The following is a 19,538-nucleotide window of genomic DNA, read 5'->3' as shown; positions in this document are numbered from 1 at the left end:
GGTGCCCGCGCGCGGTGTGTCGTGCGGTGGTCCGGGCTGTCGGGCGGTGCCCGCACAGGGCTCGCCGCCCGGTGGTTCGTACCACCGGGCGGTCGCCCGCGCGCGGCTCGCACGCCAGGTGACGACGCCCGTACGGCGGCCGGTCCGCCGGGCGCCCCTGGGCGCCCCGGGCTCAGCCTCCCGCCGCCAGGACCCGTCGGGCGGCGCGGACCACGGCCTCGTCGACCATGCGGCCGTCCGCGTCGACGATGACCGGGCGTCCGGCACGGGCCGCCGTGTCGAAGCGGTCCACCAGGTCGCGGGCGGCGGCCAGTTCGGCGGCGGTCGGGGTGAACACTTCGTGCACCACCGGGATCTGCGCGGGGTGGATGCAGGCGCGCGAGCGGTAGCCGAGGCGGCGCAGGGCCGTGCTGGAGCGGCGCAGCGCCTCCAGGTCGCGGTAGTCGGTGCTCACCGGGCCGACCGGCGGGCCGATCCGGGCGGCCGCGCAGGCCAGGACCAGGCCGACGCGCACCGGCAGCAGCTCGCGCTCGTCGCCGGGGGCCGGGTCCATGCCGAGGTCGGCCCGCAGATCGGCCTCGCCCGCCTGGAGGTGCGCCACGCGCGGGGCCTTCGCGAGAGCGGGTGCCGACAGCACCGCGCCGGCCGACTCCAGCAGCGGCGACAGCGCGACGCGGCCCGGGGCGAGGCCCAGCGCGGCCTCCCGCTCGCCCAGCACCGCGTCCACCGCCGCCACGTCGTCGGGGTGCTCGCACTTGGCCAGGCACAGCCCGCGCAACGCGGGGGAGACCACCGCCGCCGCGTCCACGAGACCGGCCGCGCCGGGATTGACCCGGACCCACACCTCGACCGGTCGCGCCGGGTCGATCCCCGCGAGCCAGTCGGCGGCGGCCCGCCGGGCGGCGTCCTTCGCGCCCGGCGCGACGGCGTCCTCCAGGTCGACGATGACCGCGTCCGCGCCGCGCTCCAGGGCACGGGCGAGCATCGCCGGACGGTCGGCCGGCACATAGAGGTAGGAGCGGGCCACCGCGTCACCCGATCCTGGTCTCGCCGGAGGTGAGCCGCCGGGCGATCACGGTGCGCAGGATGTCGTTCGTTCCCTCGCCGATGCTCATCAACGCCGCGTCCCGGTACAGCCGTTCCACCACGAACTCCTTGGAGTAGCCGTACCCGCCGTGCAGCCGCATGGCGTCCAGGGCGGCCGTGACGGCCGTCTCCGAGGCGAACAGCTTCGCCATGCCCGACTCGGCGTCCGCCCGCGCCCCGCCGTCCGCCCGCGACGCCGCCCAGTACACCAGCAGCCGGGCCGCCTGCAGCCGGGTCGCGAGGTCGGCCAGACGCAGCTGCACGGCCTGGAAGTCGTGGATCGGCCGGCCGAACGCCTGCCGCCGCCCGGTGTACGTCAGCGCCTCGTCCAGCGCGGCCTGCGCGATCCCGACCGAGCGGGCCGCCACGTTGATGCGGCCCGTCTCCAGCGCCGACAGCGCCTGCTGCATGCCCCGCCCCTCGACTCCGCCGAGCAGACAGCCGGCGGGCACCCGCACGTCCTCCAGCAGCAGTTCGCACGTCTCCGTGCCCCGGTAGCCCAGCTTGGGCAGGTCCCGGGTGACGGTGAAGCCCTCGCTCGCGGTGTCCACCAGCAGCAGACTCATGCCCCGGTGGGCGGGCCGGGCCGCCGGGTCCGTCTTGACCAGCACCGGCAGCATCCCCGCGGACCGGGCGTTGGTGATCCAGGTCTTGGCGCCGCTGACCACGTAGCCGTCGCCGTCCCGGCGCGCGGTGGTGCGGATGCCCTGGAGGTCGGTGCCCGCGTCCGGTTCGGTCAGCGCGATGCCGCTGCGGCACGCGCCGCTCGCCATCCCCGGCAGCCAGCGCAGCCGCTGCTCCTCGCTCCCGTACCGGGCGACCAGCAGACAGGCCAGGGAGTGCGAGCCGAGGATGCCGGCGATGCCCATCCAGCCCCGCGAGATCTCCTCGAAGGTGAGCGCGAAGGACACCATGTCCACGTCCAGCCCGCCGTACCGCTCGGGCACCGTGAGGCCGAACAGGCCCAGGGATCGCATCCCGTCGATGATCTCCGCCGGGTGCCGGCCGGACTCCTCCCACTCCCGGGCCACCGGGGTGATCTCCTTGGCGACGAAGTCGCGCAGCGTGCGGCGGAACAGTTCCTGTTCCGGTGTCAGGGCGAAGTCCACGGTTCACGGCTCCCGTTCGTCGGGCGGGCCGTCGCCCGGCCCGGGGGTGAAGGCGGGCTGGCGCCGGCCGTCGGGCAGCGGCAGCCACACCAGTCGTACGGGCTGGTCGCAGCGGAAGGAGTCCGGGTCGCCCAGCAGCGGGACCAGCAGCACCGGTCCCTGCGCCAGCCGGACCCGGCCCAGGGTGTACGGCACGGGCCGTCCGGCCGGCGCCCGGTGCACGGTGGTGAAGGAGTCCAGCACCGCCGGGCCGCGCACCGGCACCTGGCGCAGGCCGTCGGTGCCGCCGCAGCGCACGCACAGCACGCGCGGCGGATGCTGGTGCCCGCCGCACGCGGGGCAGTGCTGGACGGTGAGCACCCCGTCCCGGGTGGCGTCCCAGTAGGCCGTGGTCACGGCGTCCGCGGGGGCGGGCGGCGGCCCTGGCAGGTCGCCGCCGCCCGCGCGGGCCGTCTCGTCGTCGCTCACCGGGCGTCCTCCCGGGCCAGGACCACGGTGGCGTGGCTGGAGAGGATGCCGCCCGTGCCGTGCGCGACGGCCGTCCGCGCGCCGGGCACCTGGCGCGCACCGCACTCCCCGCGCAGTTGGCGCACCGCCTCGATCAGCAGGAACAGCCCGAACATGCCGGGATGGCCGTAGGACAGTCCGCCGCCGGACGTGTTGAGCGGCAGGGCCCCGCCGGGGCGGATCCGCCCCTCGGCGACGAACGCGCCGGCCTCGCCCTCCTTGCACAGCCCCAGCGCCTCCAGCGACAGCAGCGTGGTGATGGTGAAGGAGTCGTAGATCTGCACGACGTCCATGTCGGCGGGGCCCAGTCCGGCGCGGGCCCAGGCCCGGTCGGCGGACGCCCGCGCGCCGCTGTCCAGCAGGTCGTCGGGACCGGCCATGCCGGTGTGGCCGGTGGCCTCGCCGTAGCCGAGGACGTGGACGGCGGGCCGGCGCAGGTCCCGCGCCCGCTCGGCCGTGGTGAGGACCAGCGCGCCGCCCCCGTCGGTGACCAGGCAGCAGTCGGCGGTGGTCAACGGGCTCGACAGCACCGGAGCCGACAGCACCTGGGCGACCGTCAGCGGGCCGGCGGCGTACCGGTAGGCGTCCGGATTGAGCAGCGCCCAGGCGCGGGCGGCCACCGCCACCTCCGCCAGCGCCTCCCGGCCGTAGCCGTGGCGGTGGAGGTAGCGGCGGGCGGCCATCGCGTAGTGCGACGCCGGGTACAGCGGGCCGGCCGGGGCCTCGAACTGGGCCTCCGGCACGGTCGGGTCGGCCGGTCCGGTCAGCGACCGGCGTCGCGCCGAGCGCTGGTCGGAGCCGTAGGCGATGACGACCGTCCGGCACTGCCCGGCGGCCAGCGCCTGGGCGGCGCGGGCCACGAACATCTCGAAGGCGCTGCCGCCGGCGGACGTCGAGTCGGTCCAGGCGGGCCGGATGCCGAGGTAGTCGGCGGCCTGGGTGGCGGGGAACCGGCCGACGCCGGCGGTGGCGAGGCCGTCCACGTCCGCCAGGGTGAGCCCGGCGTCGGCCAGGGCCCGGGTGACGCCCTGGGCGAGCAGGGCGAGCGCGGGCCGCCCGGTGACACCGAGGTCCGAGGTGGCCGCGCCCACGATCGCGGCGGTCACGGCGCCTCCCCGGGGCGCGGACCGGCCGGCGGCGGGGCCAGGGTGAGCGTGGCGCCCGCCGAGGACACCGCCGTGCGCGGCCGGTCCCCGGTCACCTCGACGTGCTGCTCGACGGTCACCAGGTCCCCGTCGACGGCCGTGACCCGGCCGGTGCACAGCACGCTCTCCCCGGCGAACACCGGCCGCGCGAACCGGAAGCGCAGGGTGCGCAGCGTGCACTGCGGCCCGAGCCAGCTCTGGAGCTGCTCGGCGAGCAGCGCGCCGAGGACCTGGCCGTCGACGACCGGGCCGGGCAGCCCGTGCGCGGCCGCGTAGCCGGGGTCGTAGTGCAGACGGTGCCAGTCCCAGGTGGCGCCCGCGTACGCCACCAGCCGGGTCAGCGGGAAGTCGCGGCGCAGCGGCGGCACCACGGCGCCGGGCAGCAGCTGAGGGCCGGTCACCGCTCCTCCCCGGAGGGGGGCGCGGGTGCGGCCGCGGTGGCGGGCGGGGGTGTGGCGGGTGGGGCTGCGGTGGCGGGCGCGGGTGGGGGTGTGGCGGGTGAGGCCGTGGCGGTGGGCGCGGGTGTGGCCGGTGGGGCTGCGGCGGCGGCCGCGGGTGTGGCCGGTGGGGCCGCGGTGAGGGCGATGTACAGCATGGTCTCCTCGTTCTCGGCCAGCAGTTCCCCGTCGGAGGTGTAGGCGCAGTGCGAGCGCACGACCAGCATCGGCAGCCCGTCGCCGGTGGTGCGCTCGGTCACCGAGGTGAGCGTCCAGGTGGCGGTGATCCGGTCGTCGGGGCGCACCGGCCGGTGGAAGGTGTACGCGTTGCCGCCGCGTACGGCGCGGGTGCCGGGGACGTCGACGCCCCAGGTGTGGCCGGCGTAGCCGTCGGAGTCGGGCGGCAGACCGGCGTACTGGTTGGTCTCGCACACCAGGGTGGGCGGGGCGACGACGTCGGGGTGGCCGTGGGCACGGGCGTACGCGGGATCCAGGTGCAGCGGGTCGCCGTTGCCGGTGGCGAGCGCGAAGTAGCGGATCGCGGCGCGCCCCAGCTCCTCCGGCGCGGTGTAGACGGCGGTCCGTCCGGTGAGCCGCCGGCGCAGCGCGTCCGTCAGCAGGACCGTCTCGGTCACCGGGTGCCTCCCGGGAGGGCGGCGGGCTCGGCGGAGGCGGCGGGGGGTGTGCTGCCGAGGACGGCGGTCGGGAACACCTCGGTGAGGAACTCCCGGCGCAGCAGACCGGCGCAGCCGACCGTCGTCACCGCCGGCCGCGGCCCGGGGCCCAGCGTCCGGGCATAGGCCGCGGCGACGGCCGCCCGCTCGCCCAGGGCGGGCGGGCACAGGTACTCCTCGACGGACACCAGGTCCCCGGGGCTCCCGCCGGCCGCGGCCACCACCTCCAGCACGGCGGCGAGCACGGCCTGCGTCTGGGCGACCGGGTCGCCGGGGTGCAGGGCCCGCTGGGTCTCCATGTCCAGCGCGGCGAACCCCGACATGTGCAGGGTCCGTCCGGCGAGCACCCCGGGGCTGTAGGTCAGCGTGTCGTAGCGGCGCCAGCCCGGGTTGACGGCGGTCAGCGGATGCCGGGAGGCCGTGACGTCGAGGGCCACCAGCACCCCCGGGGCGTGCAGCCGGGACATCAGGATGCCTCCCGCGCCCGGGAACACCCCGGCGCCGCCCAGGAGTTCGCGGCGCGGGCCCGCGCACCGCGGGTAGGCGCGGCGGGTCGCGGGGGTGGTGTAGTCGAACGTGGTCACGGCCTGGTCCAGGCTCAGACCGGCGCGCTTCAGCAGCCGTCCGGCCCGGTCCAGGCAGTAGGCGTACTGCGCGACGAAGTCGTCCGGGTGGACGAGGTCGCCGCGGTCGTCGAGGGGCAGCACGGTCGGCAGCCGGACGGTCCCGGCGCCGGACGCGTCCGCGGCCGGTCCGGCGCCGGCGTGCACGGCGAGCAGCGCGCCGGGGTCGGGCAGCGCCTCGACCACCACCGTGCGCAGGTCCTCACCGGCCCCGGGGAACACGGCGGTCCGGACCGCCTCGATCTCCGCGTGGGCGTCCAGCGCCGCGACCGTGACGTACTCGGTGAGACGGACGTCGCCGGGGTCCGGCAGCCGGGCGTGCAGGGCCCGGTAGGCGGCCCGGGCCTGCGTGGCCGGATCCGGCCCCCGGCCGACGACGGCCTGGCCGGCCCGGCGCGGGGCCCGGGGCTGTGCTGCGGTCAACGGGTCCTCCGGGGGTCGGGTCGGGAGCGGTGGGAGGGGGAGCGGGGACGGGGCTCGTCACGGGTCCGCGGGCGGGCGGGGCAGGGCGTCCGCGACGAGTCGCAGGACCGCCGCCAGGTCGTCCTCGCGGTCCAGGCGCAGCACCCGTTCGGCGAGCTCCCTCGTCACGGCCGTCTCACCGCCCGCGTTGGCGTGGAACTTGGCGACGACGCGCTCGGTGCCGGGCGGGCGGACGGGACCGCCGTCGACCCGGACGTGGAGCGAGGTGCCGTCGGCCAGGTGCGCCCTGAGGTCGCCGGGCGCCTCGGCGTCGGGTCCGGTGTAGGGGCGCACGATGTGCGAGATCCGCGCGGCGAGGGGCCGGGCGTCCGCCCGCACGAGGGCGGCCGGACGGTAGGTGTCGGGTGTCAGGCGCCCGTCGAGGAGCATGAGCGCGGTGCTGAACGGCAGGGAGAACTTCGCCTCGTACGGGGTGCGCGGGGTGACGCGATGGGCGCGGGGTTCGCACACCACGGGCACGGTGCCCGGCGGCACCGCCGCGACGACGGACACGAGGGCGCCGGGACCGCCGTGCTCCGCCAGCCGTCCGCGCAGTGCGGCGGCCGCGTCGAGGGTGCGGTGCAGCAGGTGGCAGCAGGGGTGGAGTTTGCTCTCGACGGCGGTGACGTGCCACATCTCGCCCAGGTCCCCGGCGATCTCGGCGGCCGTGGCGCGGCGGTCGGCGAGGGCCGCGTAGACGCCGTGGCGGCCCTCCAGGACGGAGGCGGGCCCCTCGGCGCCGGCGGCGGCGAGCCGCGCGGCGAGCAGTCCTGCGTGCGCGCCGAGGCCGGGGTGCAGGGCCTTGGTGTCGCTGCCGGCGTCGAGGAACTCCAGCAGTCCGCCCGCGCCGCTGCCGGCGAGGCCGAGGGCGTGGGCCGTGACGCCGGCCGGCTGTCCGGTGAGGACCGAGGCGGTGACGGCGGCGGCGAAGACCGTCGCGATCTGGGTCGCGTGCAGGCCGCGGGCGTGGAACCCGTAGGGGGCGCCGAGCCCGACGCGCAGCGCGGTCTCGTACCCGGCGGCCGCGGCGACCAGCAGCGCGGGACCGTCGGCCGCCGTCTGCTGCCCCACCGCGAACAGGGCCGGCAGCACGGCCGCGGTGGCGTGCACGAGCGCGCCGGGGTGGGTGTCGTCGAAGTCCAGGGCGTGCACGAGGTTGCCCAGTGCCAGCGCGGCGGCCGGCGCGCCGACCGGGGCGGACAGCCCGGGGACCGTCGCCTCCGGCGGGCCGCCGAGTGCCGCCGCGACGGCCAGCGCGGGCCCGGCCCCGCCGGTGCGGGCCGCCGCGAGCACGCAGCCGAGGCCGTCGAGGAGCTGCCGGCACACGGCCCGGCGGACCACGCTGGGCACGGTGGCCGGGGTGAGCCCGGCGGCCCACTCGGCGATCAGCTGCGCGGCGGTCGCCTCGGAGCCCGGACCCGGGGCGACGGTCACACCATGGCTGTGGCTGTGGCTGTGGCTGTGGCTGTGGCTGTGGCTGTGGTCGTGGTCGTGGTCGTGGTCGTGGTCGTGGTGATGGTGATGGTTGCCGCCGTGGTGGTGCGGGGACGGCCCCGGTCGCGCCGGTGGTGTCCTCGTCCCGGCGGCAGGCGGTGCGGTGCGCGGGGCCGGGGAGGGGCCGGACGGTGCGGGTTCAGACGGTGCGGGTTCAGACGGGGCGGGGTCAGACACCGAACGCTCCCGTCACGCGCAACGCGGCGATCCTGGCGTCGTCGTAGCCGAGGAGGTCGCGCAGGACGGCGTCGGTGTGCTCGCCGCGCCGGGGCGCGCGGGGCGCGGGCCCGTCGGGGCGGGGGCCGACCCGGACCGGGCTCGCCGGGGCGCGTACGGTGCCGAACCGGGGGTGCGCGCTCTCGGTGACGAGGCCGCGGGCCGCGGTGTGCGGGTCGGCGAGGGCCTCGGCCACGGTGTGCACCGGCGCGCACGGCACGTCGGCCGGGGTGAGGAGCGCGAGCCACTCGGCCACCGTCCGGGCCGCGAACAGCTCCTCCAGCTCCGGCACGAGCTTCTCGCGGTGTTCCCGGCGGCCCGCGAAGTCGGCGTAGGCATGGCCGGGTGCGGTCCATTCGGGGCGGCCGAGGAGCGGGGCGAGCCGGCGCCAGAACTTCTCCTTGGCGCAGCCCACCACCAGCCAGCCGTCCCGGGCGCGGAAGGCCTGGAACGGCACCAGGGAGGGGTGGGCGGAGTGCCGGGTGCGGACCGGCTCGTAGTCCGCGGTGAGGTGCCAGGTGGCGGGATAGGTCAGCATGGAGACGGCCGTGTCGTACAGCGAGACGTCGCAGTCGCAGCCGACGCCGTCGCGGCGGGCCGCGTGCAGCCCGGCGAGCAGGGCGAGGGCGGCGACGTATCCGCCCGAGTAGTCGACCAGCGACAGACCGGACTTGGCGGGCGGGCCGCCCGGCTCCCCGGTCAGGTCCATCCAGCCGGCCAGTCCCTGGAGGACGTAGTCGTAGCCGGGCTGCCGGGAGCGCGGTCCGGTCATACCGAAGCCGGTGAGGGCGCAGCACACCACCGCCGGGTTGAGGTGGCGCAGGTCGGCGTGGGTGATGCCGATGCGGGCGGGGACGTCCCCGCGGAGGTTGGAGTAGACGGCGTCGCTGTGCCGCACCAGGTCCTCGAAGACGGCCCGGCCGGACGGGGTGGTCAGGTCCAGGCCGACGCTGCGCTTGCCGCGGTTGAAGGTCTCGAAGAACAGGGAGTCCTCGCCGTCCTGGTAGGGGGGCACGTAGCGGCCCACGTCCCCGCCCGAGCGTGGCTCCTCGATCTTGATGATCTCGGCCCCGAGTTCGGCCAGGTGCCAGGTGCCGAACGGGCCCGCGCCGTACTGCTCCACGGCGATCACCCGTACGTCGTCCAGCGGGCGGCGGGCGGGCGGCGAGGGGGCGGTGGGGGCGGTGGGGGCGGTGGTCATGGGCGCAGCTCCCGGATGAGGTCGAGGACGTGGGCCTGCGACTCGCGGATCTCACGGGGGGTCAGTCCGTGCACGGGCGGGGTGATCTTGATGCTGTCGGCGAGGCCCGCGTAGCCGGTGAGACGGTCGGCGACCTGGTCGGGGGTGCCGCAGAGGGTGAGGGCGCGGGTCATGGCCGGGTCGACGGCGCCGGCCAGGTCGCCCGCGCGGACGCCGGGTCTGCGGAACTCCTCGGCCACCCGGCTCTGCGGCGCGGCCAACCGGTGGGCGGCGAACAGGGGGGCGTAGGTGCGGACCGAGGCGTAGAACCCGACTCCGCCGGACGCCCGGCGCAGGGCCTCCGCCGGGTCGGGGTGGACCGACACGCAGGCGGAGGCGACGACCTCGAGGTCGCCCGGCGTGCGTCCGGCCGCGGCCAGGCCGGCGCGCAGCGCGGGCAGCACGGTGTCGCGCAGGTGGGCGGGGGAGCCTAGTTCGTGTCCGATCCAGCCGTCGCCGATCTCGCCGGCGAGCCGGGTCATCAGCGGCCCGGCGGCGGCGAGGTGGACGGGGACGCGGGTGCGCCGGGGCAGCGGTCGCCGGTAGCCGCGCACACGGAGCGCGGTGAGCGGGCCGCCGGCCTCGATGGGGTCGCCGTCGGCGCAGCGGGCGACGAAGGCCCGGACGCAGTCCACGGTCTCGCGCAGCCGCTGCACCGGGTGGTCGAAGGGCACGCCGTGCCACTCCTCGTTCAGCCGGCGCACACCGGTGCCGAGGCCCAGTACCGCCCGTCCGTCGGAGAGTTCGTCGAGGTCGAGGGCTTCCAGGGCACAGGTCATGGGGGAGCGGACGAAGGCGAGGGCGACGGCGGTGCCGATCCGCGCGGTGGTGGTGGCGCAGGCCAGCGCGGCGGCGGTGACGGTGGCGCTGCGGTGCAGTTCGGCCGCCCACAGGGTGTCGGCGCCCGCCTCCTCGGCGAGCCGTCCGGCGGCGGTGAGTTCGGCCAGGTCCGCGCCCCAGGGCGCGTAGCCGAGCCGGGGCAGCGCGGGGGTGGTCATCGAGGGGTCCGGGCGGCCGTGCCGGGGCGCTCGCCGTCCGGCGCGGGCCGGCCGGCGGCGGGCGCGGGCCGGCCGGCGGAGGGCGCGGGCCGGCCGGCGGAGGGCGCGGGCCGGACGGTCGGGGGCTGTGCCGTCAACGGGGTGGCGGCCTCGGGACGGATGTCCTCCAGGGGGGCCGCGCCGCGCTTGTGGACGTAGAAGGTGCGCAGGAACGTGCAGACCTCGGTGCCGTGCTGGTTGAGGGTGCGGGTGCGTACGGTGACGATGCCGGCGCCGGGCCGGGAGCCGGACTCGCGCCGTGAGACCACCAGGGACTCCGACCACAGGGTGTCCCCGGCGTGGACCGGCGCGGTCATCCGGACGTCGTCCCAGCCCAGGTTGGCGAACGCGTTCTGGGTGAGGTCGGTGACGCTCTGGCCGACCGCGATGGCGAGGGTCAGGGTGGACACCACCAGGGGGCGGCCGAACTCACTGGCCGCCGCGTACTGGCTGTTGAAGTGCATCTGGCTGGTGTTCATGGTCAGCAGCGTGAACCAGGTGTTGTCGGCCTCGCCGACCGTGCGTCCCAGCGGGTGCCGGTAGACGTCGCCGGGGGAGAGGTCCTCGTAGAAGCGCCCGGTCCAGCCCGGACGGACGACGGGCTGCGGGTCGTCGGTGGAAGTCATGGCGTCCTCTTTCGGATGCGGGCTCCCGGGGCATGCCGAAGGTCCGCCTCAGGCGGGCTGCGGTGCGGTGCGGTGCAGTGGAAGCGGCCGTGCGGTGGCGGTGGTGCGGCCGTGCGGTGGCGGTGCGATCCGGCGGGTCGGGACGGTGCCCCGGCTCGACCCTAGGGGCGCGGCCGGCCACCGTCAAGCGTCCTGTTTCCCTGTGCGGTCCGGCGTTTCCTTCCAGGGGTGCGCGCCGACGTCTGCCGGAAACAGGGGTTTTACGGGGCCCATCCCGCTCCCGTCTTGACACCGCGTCACGCTGGTGGCTCCATGTGACGCATCTCTTCGAAACGGTGTTTCCTCAATGGAAACGCCGAGAACGCTCGGAGAGGCTTGGGGCGCCCTCGCGGCGTCCGTGCCCGACGGCCCGTGCGACCGCACGCGCCGCTCCGTGAAGGGGGCAGCTTCCCGGTATGAGAGCCAAGACCATCGCGGCGGCCCCGTCGCGCACCGCGGCCGCGCTCGCCGCACTCGTCGTCGCCGCGGCCGGATCGCTGGTGCTCGGCGGTGCCCGGCCGGCACACGCGGGCAGCGCCGCCGTCACCTACGACTGCGTGTTCGCCTCGTCCCACTCGGTGTTCACCACCACGGCGACCCTGACCGCCGACGCCACCACCACACCCGGCACCCCGATCGACCTCACGCTGAGCTTCGCCGACGGCCCCGCCAACGGGCCCGTGGCGCTGACCGCCAACACGGTTGCCGTCTCCGCGCGACTCGGCGTCACCGGCCAGGACCCGGTCACCGTGAGCGCCCCCGCCTCCAACGCGGCCGTCGCCCCCTACGCGGAGATCCCGATCCCGGACCTCACCGGCACGCTCACCGTCGCCCAGCCCGGCACCGTCCAGCTCACCCCGGGCGACCTCACCCTGAACATCACCAACTACGGCCTCAGCATCGCCTGTACCGTCGACGGCACCGCACCGGTCCTGTCGACCGTCACCGTCACCGACGGCAGCACCGGAAGCGCCGCCGCGGCGGTCGAGAAGATCTCCGGCCGCCCCGCCACCGACACCACCGGCGCCCGCCCCGGCGACACCGTGACCCTCGGCGGCACGGGCTGGACCGCGGACGAACCCGTCGACGGCGTACGGCTGTGCGCCCTGGACGGCACCAGCGCCTGCGCCGACGACGTCCTCACCCCCGACCTCACGGTCGACGGCGACGGACGCCTCACCGGCACCGTCCTCATCGGCGCGGGCGCCACGCCAGGCCCGCACACCCTGGTCGTCACCCAGGGCTCGCTCGGCGCCACCGTCGTCCTCGGCGTGCTGGGCACCCGCTCCCTCCAGCTCAGCCCGTCCGGCGGCGGACCCGGCACGACCACCACCGTCACCGGCGCCTCCTTCGACCCGGGCGACGAGGTCACCGTCACGGGAGTGGACGCCGACGGCGAGGCCACCGGCGCGCCCCTCGTCGCCCCCGTCGACGCCCGCGGCGGCTTCACCGCGACGCTCACCCCCGCCGCCGGCACCGTGAAGGTGGTGGCGACCGAGGCCGACGGCGGCGCCGGCGACTTCGCGGAGGCGGCCTGGAGCGCCACGGCCGACGGCGGCAGCGCCGAGCAGACCCTGAAGGTCGTCGTCTCCGGCGGCGCCCTGACCATGGCCCAGGAGGCGGGGGAGGTGACCCTGTCGCCCGTCACCGTCGACGGCACCGAGCACACCGCCACCGGCTCCCTCAACGCCGTCGAGGTCAAGGACTTCCGCGGCAGTACCAGGGGCTGGTCCCTGGTCGGCACCGTCACCGACTTCACCAACTCCGCGGGCGCGGCCATCCCGGCCGGGAACCTGTCGTGGACGCCCACCTGCGCGGTCCACACCGGCGCCGCGGCGGCCTCCACCGTCACCCCCGGCAGCCCGGGACCCCTCAGCGCCACGACCGCGGCCCCCCTGTGCACCCAGGCCGCCAGTGACGACCCCACCTCGGTCACCGGCGGCGACTTCGACGCCGGCGCCTCCCTCGACCTGCGGGTGCCCGCCATCACCCAGGCCGGCGAGTACGCGGCCGTGCTGCGTCTGACGCTGTCCTGACCGGCCGGAGGACCCGCCCGGATCCACCCGGAGGACCCGCCCGGATCCGCCCGGAGGACTCGATTCCGAGGACCCGAACACGAGGACCCGAACACACCGATGCGCCCACCACCCCGAAGCCGCCTCCGCCTCCGCCTCCGCCGAGGCACCGCCACCGCGTTCGCGGTGCTCACCGTCCTGGCCGCCTGGCTGCCGGCGCCCCGGGCGGCGGCGGAGGACGGCTCCGGCGGGTCCTCCCAGGCCTGGTCGGTGCAGCCCACCGCCCGGAGCGCCGGCGCCGCCGCGAAGCGCCTGACCTTCCAGCTGGACGCCCGCCCCGGCGCGGTGATCCACGACTCGGTGCGCGTCAGCAACCTGTCGACCGAGCCCCGCTCCTTCCAGGTGTACGCGGCCGACGCCTACACCACCCCGCGCGACGGCGGCCTCGGCTACCGGCAGGCCGGCGAGGCGCAGCACGACGTCGGCGCCTGGGTGAAGATGAGCACCAACGCCCTGATCCTCCCCGAACGCCGGGCGGCCGACATCCCGTTCACGGTGACCGTCCCCGAGGACGCCACCCCCGGCACCCACACGGGCGGTGTCGTCGCGCTCGACAACACCCTGCACGACGGCGGCACCACCGACTCCGGCGTGGAGGTGAGCATCCAGCGGGCCATCGCCGTACGGCTCGAACTCACCGTCGCCGGAGCGCTCACCCCGGGCCTGGCCGTCCGCGGGGTCGGTCTCGTCCACACGCCCGACGGCGCCCCCTTCGCCGCCGGCCGGGCCACCGTCCGCTACACCGTCACCAACACCGGCAACACACCGGTCCAGGGCAAGGCCGTCATCACCGTCACCGGACTGTTCGGACGCGAGATCGTCACCCGGACCCGCTCGCTGCCGCCGGTCCTGCCCGGCCAGCACACCGAACTCGCCCTCGCCCTCGGCCGCGCCCCGCCGCTGGACCTGCTGACCGCGTCGGTGACGGTCTCCGCCGCCGGTGTCCCCGCCACCACCGCCGGCACCCACCGGCTCGCCCTGTCCTGGCCCACCCTCGGGGTCGTGACCGCGGCGGCGGCCCTCCTCGTCGCCGCGCTCTCCCAGGCCCGGCGCCGCCGCCGCACCCTCGCGCAGGAGCACTCATGACCCACCGCCGTGCCCGCGGCCAGGCCGCGGCCCGCCGCACCCTCGCCGTGAGCCTCGGCGTGCTCGGCGCCACGGCCCTGACCGCCGCACCGGCCCACGCCGCGGGTACGGCGAGCCCGCCCGCCCCCGCCGTCACCGCCGACGCGACCCGCCTGGTGCCCGGACGGCCCGTCACCGTCACCGGCACCGGCTGGGCCTCGGGGGCCACCGTGCAGACGGAGGTGTGCGGGCTGCGGGCCGTGCACGGCAGCGCCGACTGCGACACCCTGCGCGGCGCGGTCGCCCTCGTGGCCGCCGACGGCACCTTCCGGCTCACCCTGGTCGTGGGCGCCCCGCCGGTCGACTGCCCGTGCGTGGTCCGCGCCACCACGGGCGGCGGGCCGGGGGCGCGGTCGGCCGTCACGGACGTCGAGGTGGCCGGCGTACCCGAGACGACCGTGCCGGACCCGGACACCGCCACACCCGACGTGCAGATCGTCGACACCGTCCTGACCGGCCGCCCCGGTCTCGCCGAACTCTTCGGCGGACGGCCCCGCCGCACCCTGGTCGTCACCGTCCGCAACACCGGGACGGCCACCCTCGGCCGCGGTCCGCTCGTCATCCGGTGGGGCACGGGCGGCACCGCGGACACCGATGTCGTCAGCCCGCTCACCTCACCGCTGGAGCCCGGCGCACGCGCCACCTACCGCGTTCCCATCGCGCTGCCCATGGCCGCCTTCGGCCGCTACGCGGTGGGCGGGACGTACGCCGCGCAGCCCTTCCTCGTCGCCACCGACCTCTACCCCTGGGGACTCCTCGCCGCCGCCGCCGGCTCGGTGCTCCTCACCGTCTTCGCGGTCGGCCGGGCGATCCGCCGCCGGCTCACCCGTCCGCCCGAGCCGGTCCCGCCGCCCCGGGCCGCCGTCCTCCCCGCCCCGGCGACCGTCGAGGTCACCGGCGACGGACTGCGCGCCGTGCTCGCCTCCCTCACCGCCGCCCCGGCCCGCCCGGACACGGTCGGCGCGCCCGCCGAACGGCTCGGCCTGGAGGGCCTGCTGCGCGCGCTGTCCGGACGGCCCTCCCTCGTGGACACGGCACGACTCGACACCCTGGAGCGCCTGCTGGACCCGCGCCCCGCCGATCCCGCCGATCCGACCGGCCCCGTGGACGACGCGAGCGGGGCCGGCGCCGAGGCGGGTGAGCGGCGGTGACCGGAAAACCCCTTTCTCCCGCGCGCACCCGGGCGTTCGAGCTCGCGCCCCTGCGCACGGCCGCGGCCGGAGCCGCCACCGGCCTGGTGCCCGGCGCCCTCGTGCTCGGCGCCCAGCAACTGGGCGGGGTCATCGGGATGCCCGGCGCCGCCGTCCGCTACGTCCTGCTCACCGCGCTCCTGCTGACCCTGGTCGCCGTGCCCGCCGTCCGCCGCCTCGCGGCGCCCCGCCACGGCCTGGGCAGGGGCGCCGCCCGGTGCGCCGCCGCCGGCTGCCTCGCGGTCGCGTTCGCCGGTGCGCTGCCGGGCGTCGCCGTCTTCTGCGCGGCGGTGCTGACGGCGGCCCTCCTCGGCACCGCCGCGCTCGGCCCGCGCCGGTCCGCCCTCCGGTATCCGGCGGTCCTGGCGGGACTGGCCGGGAGCGCCGCCCTCCTCGGGGCGCTGCCCGACCGGCCGGAGACCGCCCTGCTCCTCTGCGGCGCGACCGGCGCCCTGCTCCTGGCCCCGGACGCACTGCCGCGGCGGACCACACCCTCGCGGCCCGCCGCGGACGGCGGTCCGGGCGCGCCCGGTGGGCCCGGCGCGCCCGGTGGGACCGGTGGGCCCGGCAGTACGGATGCGGGACCGGCGCCGGACGGTGGGCGGTCACCGGAGCGGAACGGTGGGCGGTCACCGGAGCGGAACGGTGGGCGGTCACCGGAGTCGGAAGCCACGCGGTCACCGGCGCCGTACGCCGGGCAGTCGCCCGCGCCGGACGGGGTACGGTCACCGGCGCCGCATGCCGGGCAGCCACCCGCGCCGGACGACAGACCGCCTGTCACCCCACCGCCCCTCACCCCACCGCCCCTCACCCCACCGCCCCTCACCCCACCGCCCCTGACGGCCCCGCCCCGACAAGTCCCGCCCCGGCCACCGCGCGCCGCCGACGAGCGGGGACCGGGGGGCGGAGCCCTCGGCCGGGGGACCGAGCGCCTCGCCCGTGCCGCGCTCGGGGCGGCCGCGGCCGCCGGTGTCCTGGCCGCCCTGGACCTGTACACGTTCCGCTTCACCCTGCTCGGCGCGGACCCGGCCGGCCATGTCGCCCCGGCCGCCGCGGCGGCGGCCGTCGCCGTCCTCGCCGCGCACCCGGTGCTGCGGCCGGCGGGCGCCGCCGCCCGCCGCGCCGCCGCCCTCACCCTCGCCGGCGCAGCCGCCGCCCTCCTCGCCCAGGCGGCAGCTCCCGAGGCGGCGCACCTGACCCTCGCCCTCGGCGCGCTGCTCACCTGCGCGGCCCTCACCGGACGGCTCCTCGACGCACAGCCCGGCGACCACCGTCCCGGAACGGGCACCCGCTGGACGATCGTCGGCGCGCTCGCGGGGATCGGCCTCCTCGCCGGTGCCGGGCGCCTGATGGACGCCGGTGACGCGCTCTCCCTCTGCGCCCTGCCGCCCCTCGCGGGAACCCTCGCCCTCGCCCGCACCGCACGCACCGGGTCCGCGCCCACCGGGGCGGGGGAGCCCCTCCTGCGGCTGCACGACGTGACGGTCCGCCACCAGGGCCGGACGGTGATCCGGCGACTGCGTCTGACGGCGGCCGCGGGGGAGGTGCTGGTCCTGCGCGACGAGCGGTCCGGCCGGCGGGCGGCCGCCCTGCTGCGGGTGCTGGCCGGTCATGCCCGCCCCGCCGCCGGCCGCTGCCGGCTGCACGGCCAGGACCTGCGGGCGACCGGCATCCGGACGCGCTGGCTGCTCGGCCTGTCGGCCGCGCTGGACCCCTCGGACGCGACCGGCGCCGGGCTGCTGCCCCAGGTCGCCTCGGACCGGACGGTCCGCGAGGCACTGCGCGCCGCCGCCGCGTCGTACGGCACGGGCCGCGCCGAGGAACTGGAACACGGCGTCACCGCCGCGTTCCCCGCCCTGCGGGACCGGCTCGACGACCCTCCACGCGCCCTCGAACCGGCCGAACGCTGCGTGCTGGGACTGGCCCAGGCCCTGCTCGCCCGTCCCCGCCTGCTGCTGCTCGACCTCACGGCCGGCCCGTCCGCCGCCCTCGCCGACGACCCTCAAGTGGCCGCGCTGGTACGGCGGGTCGCGGCCCAGGGCACGGCGGTCCTGGTCGCCACCGCGGGCAGCGGAGCCGCACTCCTCGACGCCCGGGTGCTCGACCTCACCGAGCGCCGGCCCGCCCGCGCCCGTACGAAGGCGGCCCGCCGCGCCCGCGCCCTGGGGCCCTCGGCCCCGGACGGCGCGGCGGACCTCCAGGAAGGGAAACCGGCATGACCACCCTCGCGCGCACCGCGACGACGCCCCCGCCACGACCACGGCCGCGGCGCGTCGCCCCGGCCCTGGCCCTGGCCGTCTGCGGACCGCTGCTCCTGCCGCTGTCCGCCCCGGCCGCGGCCGCCGACGGCGGGGCCACCGTCACGGTCTCCCGGACCACCGGGCTCACCGAGGGCCAGCGGATCACCGTCACCGGCCAGGGCTTCACCCCCGGTCTCACCTCCGTCGCGGTGGGCCTGTGCACGGAGCACTACCGCAGCAACGCCGACTGCGACCTGACCGGTGGCGCCGCACTCGTCAACATCGACGCACGCGGAAGGCTGCCCGAGGTCACGCTCACCGTGCGCCGCACGGTCGCCGGCACCGACTGCCGGACGAAGCAGTGCGTCGTCGGGGTCTCGCCGCTGCCCACCGGCACACCGGCGTCCCTGCGGCCCCCGAACACCGTCGACGTCCGCATCGGACTGGCGGGCGGCACCGTGACCGGGGATCCGTCCGGCACCGGACGGGCCACGACCGCGAGCGCCGCGCCCTCCGCCGCTGGATCCGGCGGGGAGGGACTCTCGACGCCGCTGTGGTCGCTCGCGCTGGCCGCCGTCGTGCTCTGCGCGGCCGGCGCCGTCGTCGTCTCCCGTCCTCCACGGCACCCGGACCCCGCCCCGCTCTCCCACACTGGAGGTACTCCCTGATGCGTAGCGTGCTCCTCAGAACCACCGCGGTGGCCGGTGCCGGGACGACGGTGCTCGCCGGCGCCCTGCTCGCCGCCGGCCCGGCCCAGGCCGCCGGTGTCCTGACCGTCAGCAAATCCACCGGACTGGCGGTCGGCGACACCGTGACCGTCTCGGCGAAGGGGCTGAGCAAGAACCAGTCCTTCGCGCCGCTCGGCCTGTGCAAGCCCGATCCGTCCGGTCCCACCGACTGCGACACCTCCGCCGACGCGGCGTACATCGGCAAGACCGACGCCGACGGCGTCTGGCACAGCTCCTCGACCGACGCCACCAGCGTCAAGGTGACCATCAAGGCCCAAGCGGGCGGCGCGAGTTGTACGAGCGCCGCCGGAGCCTGTGTGATCGCCGTCTTCATCACGGCGACCAAGGAGATGGTGCAGGTCCCGCTCACCGTCTCGGCGAGCGGCGGCTCCTCCTCTGGCGGTTCCTCGGGCGGGTCGTCCTCGGGGGGATCCTCCTCGGGCGGCGGCTCCTCGTCGAGCGCGGCGACGGGGCCCGCGGGCTCCTCCACCGCCGGCTCGGGCGGCACCGCGGACGGCTCGGGCGGATCGTCCACGGACGACGCGCTGGCCAGCACCGGTTTCGTGGACGGCGTCCCGGTCGGCCTGCTCGCCGCCGGGACCCTGGTGCTGTGCGGCAGCTCGGCGCTGCTGCTGATGCCGCGCCGCCGGGGCCGCCACGAGTGACACGGACGGAGGCCCAGGGCGGGCCGCGCCATCGGTGGCGGCCCGCCCCCGCCCCGCCGCGGGGCGCCTGCTGTGTCCGGCGGGTGCCTATCGGGTGCCTATCGCGTGCCTATCGGCTGCCTATTGGACGCCTATCGGGTGCCTATGGTGTCCGGGCGGGGTGCACCTACGGTGACCGGCGGGGTGCAGCTCCCGAGGACAGCCGCCCCAGCGCCTCCTCCAGCGCGATCACGTCGGCGTACTTGGAGTCCAGGTCGAACAGGTTCGCCTCGTGCGGGCCCGGGTCCCGGTCGGCGACGGACTCCCGCACCACCTGCGGCCGGAAGCCGTACTGCAACGCGTCCAGGGCGCTCGCCCGTACGCAGCCGCTGGTGGAGAAACCCCCGACGACGACGGTGTCCACGCCCCGCCCCGCGAGCCACCGGTCGAGGCCGGTGGCGAAGAAGGCGCTCGGATAGTGCTTGCGCACCAGCAGATCGCCGTCCGCGGGCCGGCACGCCTCGGTGAAGTCCGCGTACGGACTGCCCGCGCGGAAGGCGTCCAGACCGGGGACCTTGCGGTGGAAGTGCGGTGCGTCGGTGGCCGGGTCGCCCGCGTAGTGGACGGCGGTGAAGACCACCGGCGCCCCGGCCGCGCGGGCGGCGCGGGCGAGCGCGGCCATCGCGGCCAGCGCAGGCTCCGCCGTGCGCAGGAACAGGTGCGAGGCGGGGTCGGCGTACGCGCGCACCGCGTCGACGAGGAGGACCGCGGGGCGTTCGCCCCAGCCGACGCGGCGGCCGAAGCCCGCCCGCGCGTAGTCGTCGTCGAGCCGGCCGGCCAC

General features: G+C 77.2%; 18 protein-coding genes. 6 read left to right on the top strand and 12 right to left on the bottom strand.

The window, feature by feature from the left end:
- Positions 1-172: 172 nt before the first annotated feature.
- The 11 genes from ACFV9M_RS14865 to ACFV9M_RS14815 form a co-directional block, all read right to left on the bottom strand.
- Complete coding sequence (locus tag ACFV9M_RS14865) at positions 173-1,027, bottom strand: HpcH/HpaI aldolase/citrate lyase family protein (protein ID WP_385069580.1); 855 nt, start codon at positions 1,025-1,027, stop codon at positions 173-175.
- Positions 1,028-1,031: 4 nt separating this feature from the next.
- The gene (locus ACFV9M_RS14860) at positions 1,032-2,195 is read right to left on the bottom strand and encodes an acyl-CoA dehydrogenase family protein (RefSeq protein ID WP_385069582.1); all 1,164 of its coding nucleotides are present in this window, start codon (positions 2,193-2,195) and stop codon (positions 1,032-1,034) included.
- Positions 2,196-2,198: 3 nt separating this feature from the next.
- On the bottom strand, positions 2,199-2,663 hold the full coding sequence (locus ACFV9M_RS14855; protein WP_385069583.1) for a Zn-ribbon domain-containing OB-fold protein: 465 nt from the start codon (positions 2,661-2,663) through the stop codon (positions 2,199-2,201).
- Entirely contained in the window at positions 2,660-3,808 is a 1,149-nt protein-coding gene (locus tag ACFV9M_RS14850; protein ID WP_385069585.1) for an acetyl-CoA acetyltransferase, read from the bottom strand. Before ACFV9M_RS14850 ends, ACFV9M_RS14855 begins: the two co-directional genes overlap by 4 nt.
- Positions 3,805-4,248 carry a MaoC/PaaZ C-terminal domain-containing protein gene (locus ACFV9M_RS14845; RefSeq protein WP_385069587.1) on the bottom strand — a complete coding sequence of 148 codons (444 nt, stop codon included), beginning with the start codon at positions 4,246-4,248 and terminating at the stop codon, positions 3,805-3,807. The genes ACFV9M_RS14850 and ACFV9M_RS14845 overlap by 4 nt, the downstream gene beginning before the upstream one ends.
- Positions 4,245-4,919, bottom strand: a complete 675-nt coding sequence (locus tag ACFV9M_RS14840) for a MaoC family dehydratase N-terminal domain-containing protein (RefSeq protein WP_385069588.1) — start codon at positions 4,917-4,919, stop codon at positions 4,245-4,247. The genes ACFV9M_RS14845 and ACFV9M_RS14840 overlap by 4 nt, the downstream gene beginning before the upstream one ends.
- Positions 4,916-6,004, bottom strand: coding sequence for a RidA family protein (locus ACFV9M_RS14835; RefSeq protein WP_385069589.1), 1,089 nt, complete (start codon positions 6,002-6,004; stop codon positions 4,916-4,918). Before ACFV9M_RS14835 ends, ACFV9M_RS14840 begins: the two co-directional genes overlap by 4 nt.
- A gap of 57 nt (positions 6,005-6,061) precedes the next feature.
- Positions 6,062-7,477 carry an MmgE/PrpD family protein gene (locus ACFV9M_RS14830; protein ID WP_385069591.1) on the bottom strand — a complete coding sequence of 472 codons (1,416 nt, stop codon included), beginning with the start codon at positions 7,475-7,477 and terminating at the stop codon, positions 6,062-6,064.
- 229 nt (positions 7,478-7,706) lie between these two features.
- Positions 7,707-8,954 (bottom strand): CaiB/BaiF CoA transferase family protein, encoded by a 1,248-nt coding sequence (locus ACFV9M_RS14825; RefSeq protein WP_385069593.1) that lies wholly within the window; start codon positions 8,952-8,954, stop codon positions 7,707-7,709.
- Positions 8,951-9,991 carry an LLM class flavin-dependent oxidoreductase gene (locus ACFV9M_RS14820; RefSeq protein WP_385069595.1) on the bottom strand — a complete coding sequence of 347 codons (1,041 nt, stop codon included), beginning with the start codon at positions 9,989-9,991 and terminating at the stop codon, positions 8,951-8,953. Before ACFV9M_RS14820 ends, ACFV9M_RS14825 begins: the two co-directional genes overlap by 4 nt.
- Positions 9,988-10,656 carry a MaoC family dehydratase gene (locus ACFV9M_RS14815; protein WP_385102439.1) on the bottom strand — a complete coding sequence of 223 codons (669 nt, stop codon included), beginning with the start codon at positions 10,654-10,656 and terminating at the stop codon, positions 9,988-9,990. The genes ACFV9M_RS14820 and ACFV9M_RS14815 overlap by 4 nt, the downstream gene beginning before the upstream one ends.
- A 455-nt stretch (positions 10,657-11,111) precedes the next feature.
- Between ACFV9M_RS14815 and ACFV9M_RS14810 the strand changes: the two genes are divergently transcribed.
- From ACFV9M_RS14810 to ACFV9M_RS14785, 6 genes are all read left to right on the top strand, one after another.
- Positions 11,112-12,731: a hypothetical protein gene (locus ACFV9M_RS14810; protein WP_385079566.1), complete on the top strand. Its 1,620-nt coding sequence runs from the start codon at positions 11,112-11,114 to the stop codon at positions 12,729-12,731.
- A gap of 165 nt (positions 12,732-12,896) precedes the next feature.
- Positions 12,897-13,856 carry a WxL protein peptidoglycan domain-containing protein gene (locus ACFV9M_RS14805; RefSeq protein WP_385079569.1) on the top strand — a complete coding sequence of 320 codons (960 nt, stop codon included), beginning with the start codon at positions 12,897-12,899 and terminating at the stop codon, positions 13,854-13,856.
- Positions 13,853-15,046, top strand: coding sequence for a hypothetical protein (locus tag ACFV9M_RS14800; RefSeq protein WP_385079572.1), 1,194 nt, complete (start codon positions 13,853-13,855; stop codon positions 15,044-15,046). Before ACFV9M_RS14805 ends, ACFV9M_RS14800 begins: the two co-directional genes overlap by 4 nt.
- On the top strand, positions 15,043-17,304 hold the full coding sequence (locus tag ACFV9M_RS14795; protein ID WP_385102436.1) for a hypothetical protein: 2,262 nt from the start codon (positions 15,043-15,045) through the stop codon (positions 17,302-17,304). The genes ACFV9M_RS14800 and ACFV9M_RS14795 overlap by 4 nt, the downstream gene beginning before the upstream one ends.
- Positions 17,301-17,993, top strand: a complete 693-nt coding sequence (locus tag ACFV9M_RS14790) for a neocarzinostatin apoprotein domain-containing protein (RefSeq protein WP_385065603.1) — start codon at positions 17,301-17,303, stop codon at positions 17,991-17,993. Before ACFV9M_RS14795 ends, ACFV9M_RS14790 begins: the two co-directional genes overlap by 4 nt.
- Positions 17,993-18,718, top strand: coding sequence for a neocarzinostatin apoprotein domain-containing protein (locus tag ACFV9M_RS14785; protein WP_385065606.1), 726 nt, complete (start codon positions 17,993-17,995; stop codon positions 18,716-18,718). The genes ACFV9M_RS14790 and ACFV9M_RS14785 overlap by 1 nt, the downstream gene beginning before the upstream one ends.
- Positions 18,719-18,884: 166 nt before the next feature.
- On the opposite strand, the gene ACFV9M_RS14780 is transcribed toward ACFV9M_RS14785, so the two are convergent.
- Positions 18,885-19,538 (bottom strand): isochorismatase family protein, encoded by a 654-nt coding sequence (locus tag ACFV9M_RS14780; RefSeq protein ID WP_385065609.1) that lies wholly within the window; start codon positions 19,536-19,538, stop codon positions 18,885-18,887.

It is taken from the genome of Streptomyces sp. NPDC059895, assembly GCF_042731035.1.
Classification (GTDB): Bacteria; Actinomycetota; Actinomycetes; order Streptomycetales; family Streptomycetaceae; genus Streptomyces.
The sequence above is the reverse complement of the archived record's forward strand: the minus strand, read 5'-3'. Positions and strand labels throughout refer to the sequence as shown.

What these genes read in the sequence shown, in the direction of transcription:
- ACFV9M_RS14810 (WP_385079566.1), top strand. Translation starts at nt 11,112, where the DNA reads ATGAGAGCCAAGACCATCGCGGCGGCCCCGTCGCGCACCGCGGCCGCG.
- ACFV9M_RS14800 (WP_385079572.1), top strand. Translation starts at nt 13,853, where the DNA reads ATGACCCACCGCCGTGCCCGCGGCCAGGCCGCGGCCCGCCGCACCCTC.
- ACFV9M_RS14790 (WP_385065603.1), top strand. Translation starts at nt 17,301, where the DNA reads ATGACCACCCTCGCGCGCACCGCGACGACGCCCCCGCCACGACCACGG.
- ACFV9M_RS14815 (WP_385102439.1), bottom strand. Translation starts at nt 10,656, where the DNA reads ATGACTTCCACCGACGACCCGCAGCCCGTCGTCCGTCCGGGCTGGACC.
- ACFV9M_RS14825 (WP_385069593.1), bottom strand. Translation starts at nt 8,954, where the DNA reads ATGACCACCGCCCCCACCGCCCCCACCGCCCCCTCGCCGCCCGCCCGC.
- ACFV9M_RS14785 (WP_385065606.1), top strand. Translation starts at nt 17,993, where the DNA reads ATGCGTAGCGTGCTCCTCAGAACCACCGCGGTGGCCGGTGCCGGGACG.
- ACFV9M_RS14820 (WP_385069595.1), bottom strand. Translation starts at nt 9,991, where the DNA reads ATGACCACCCCCGCGCTGCCCCGGCTCGGCTACGCGCCCTGGGGCGCG.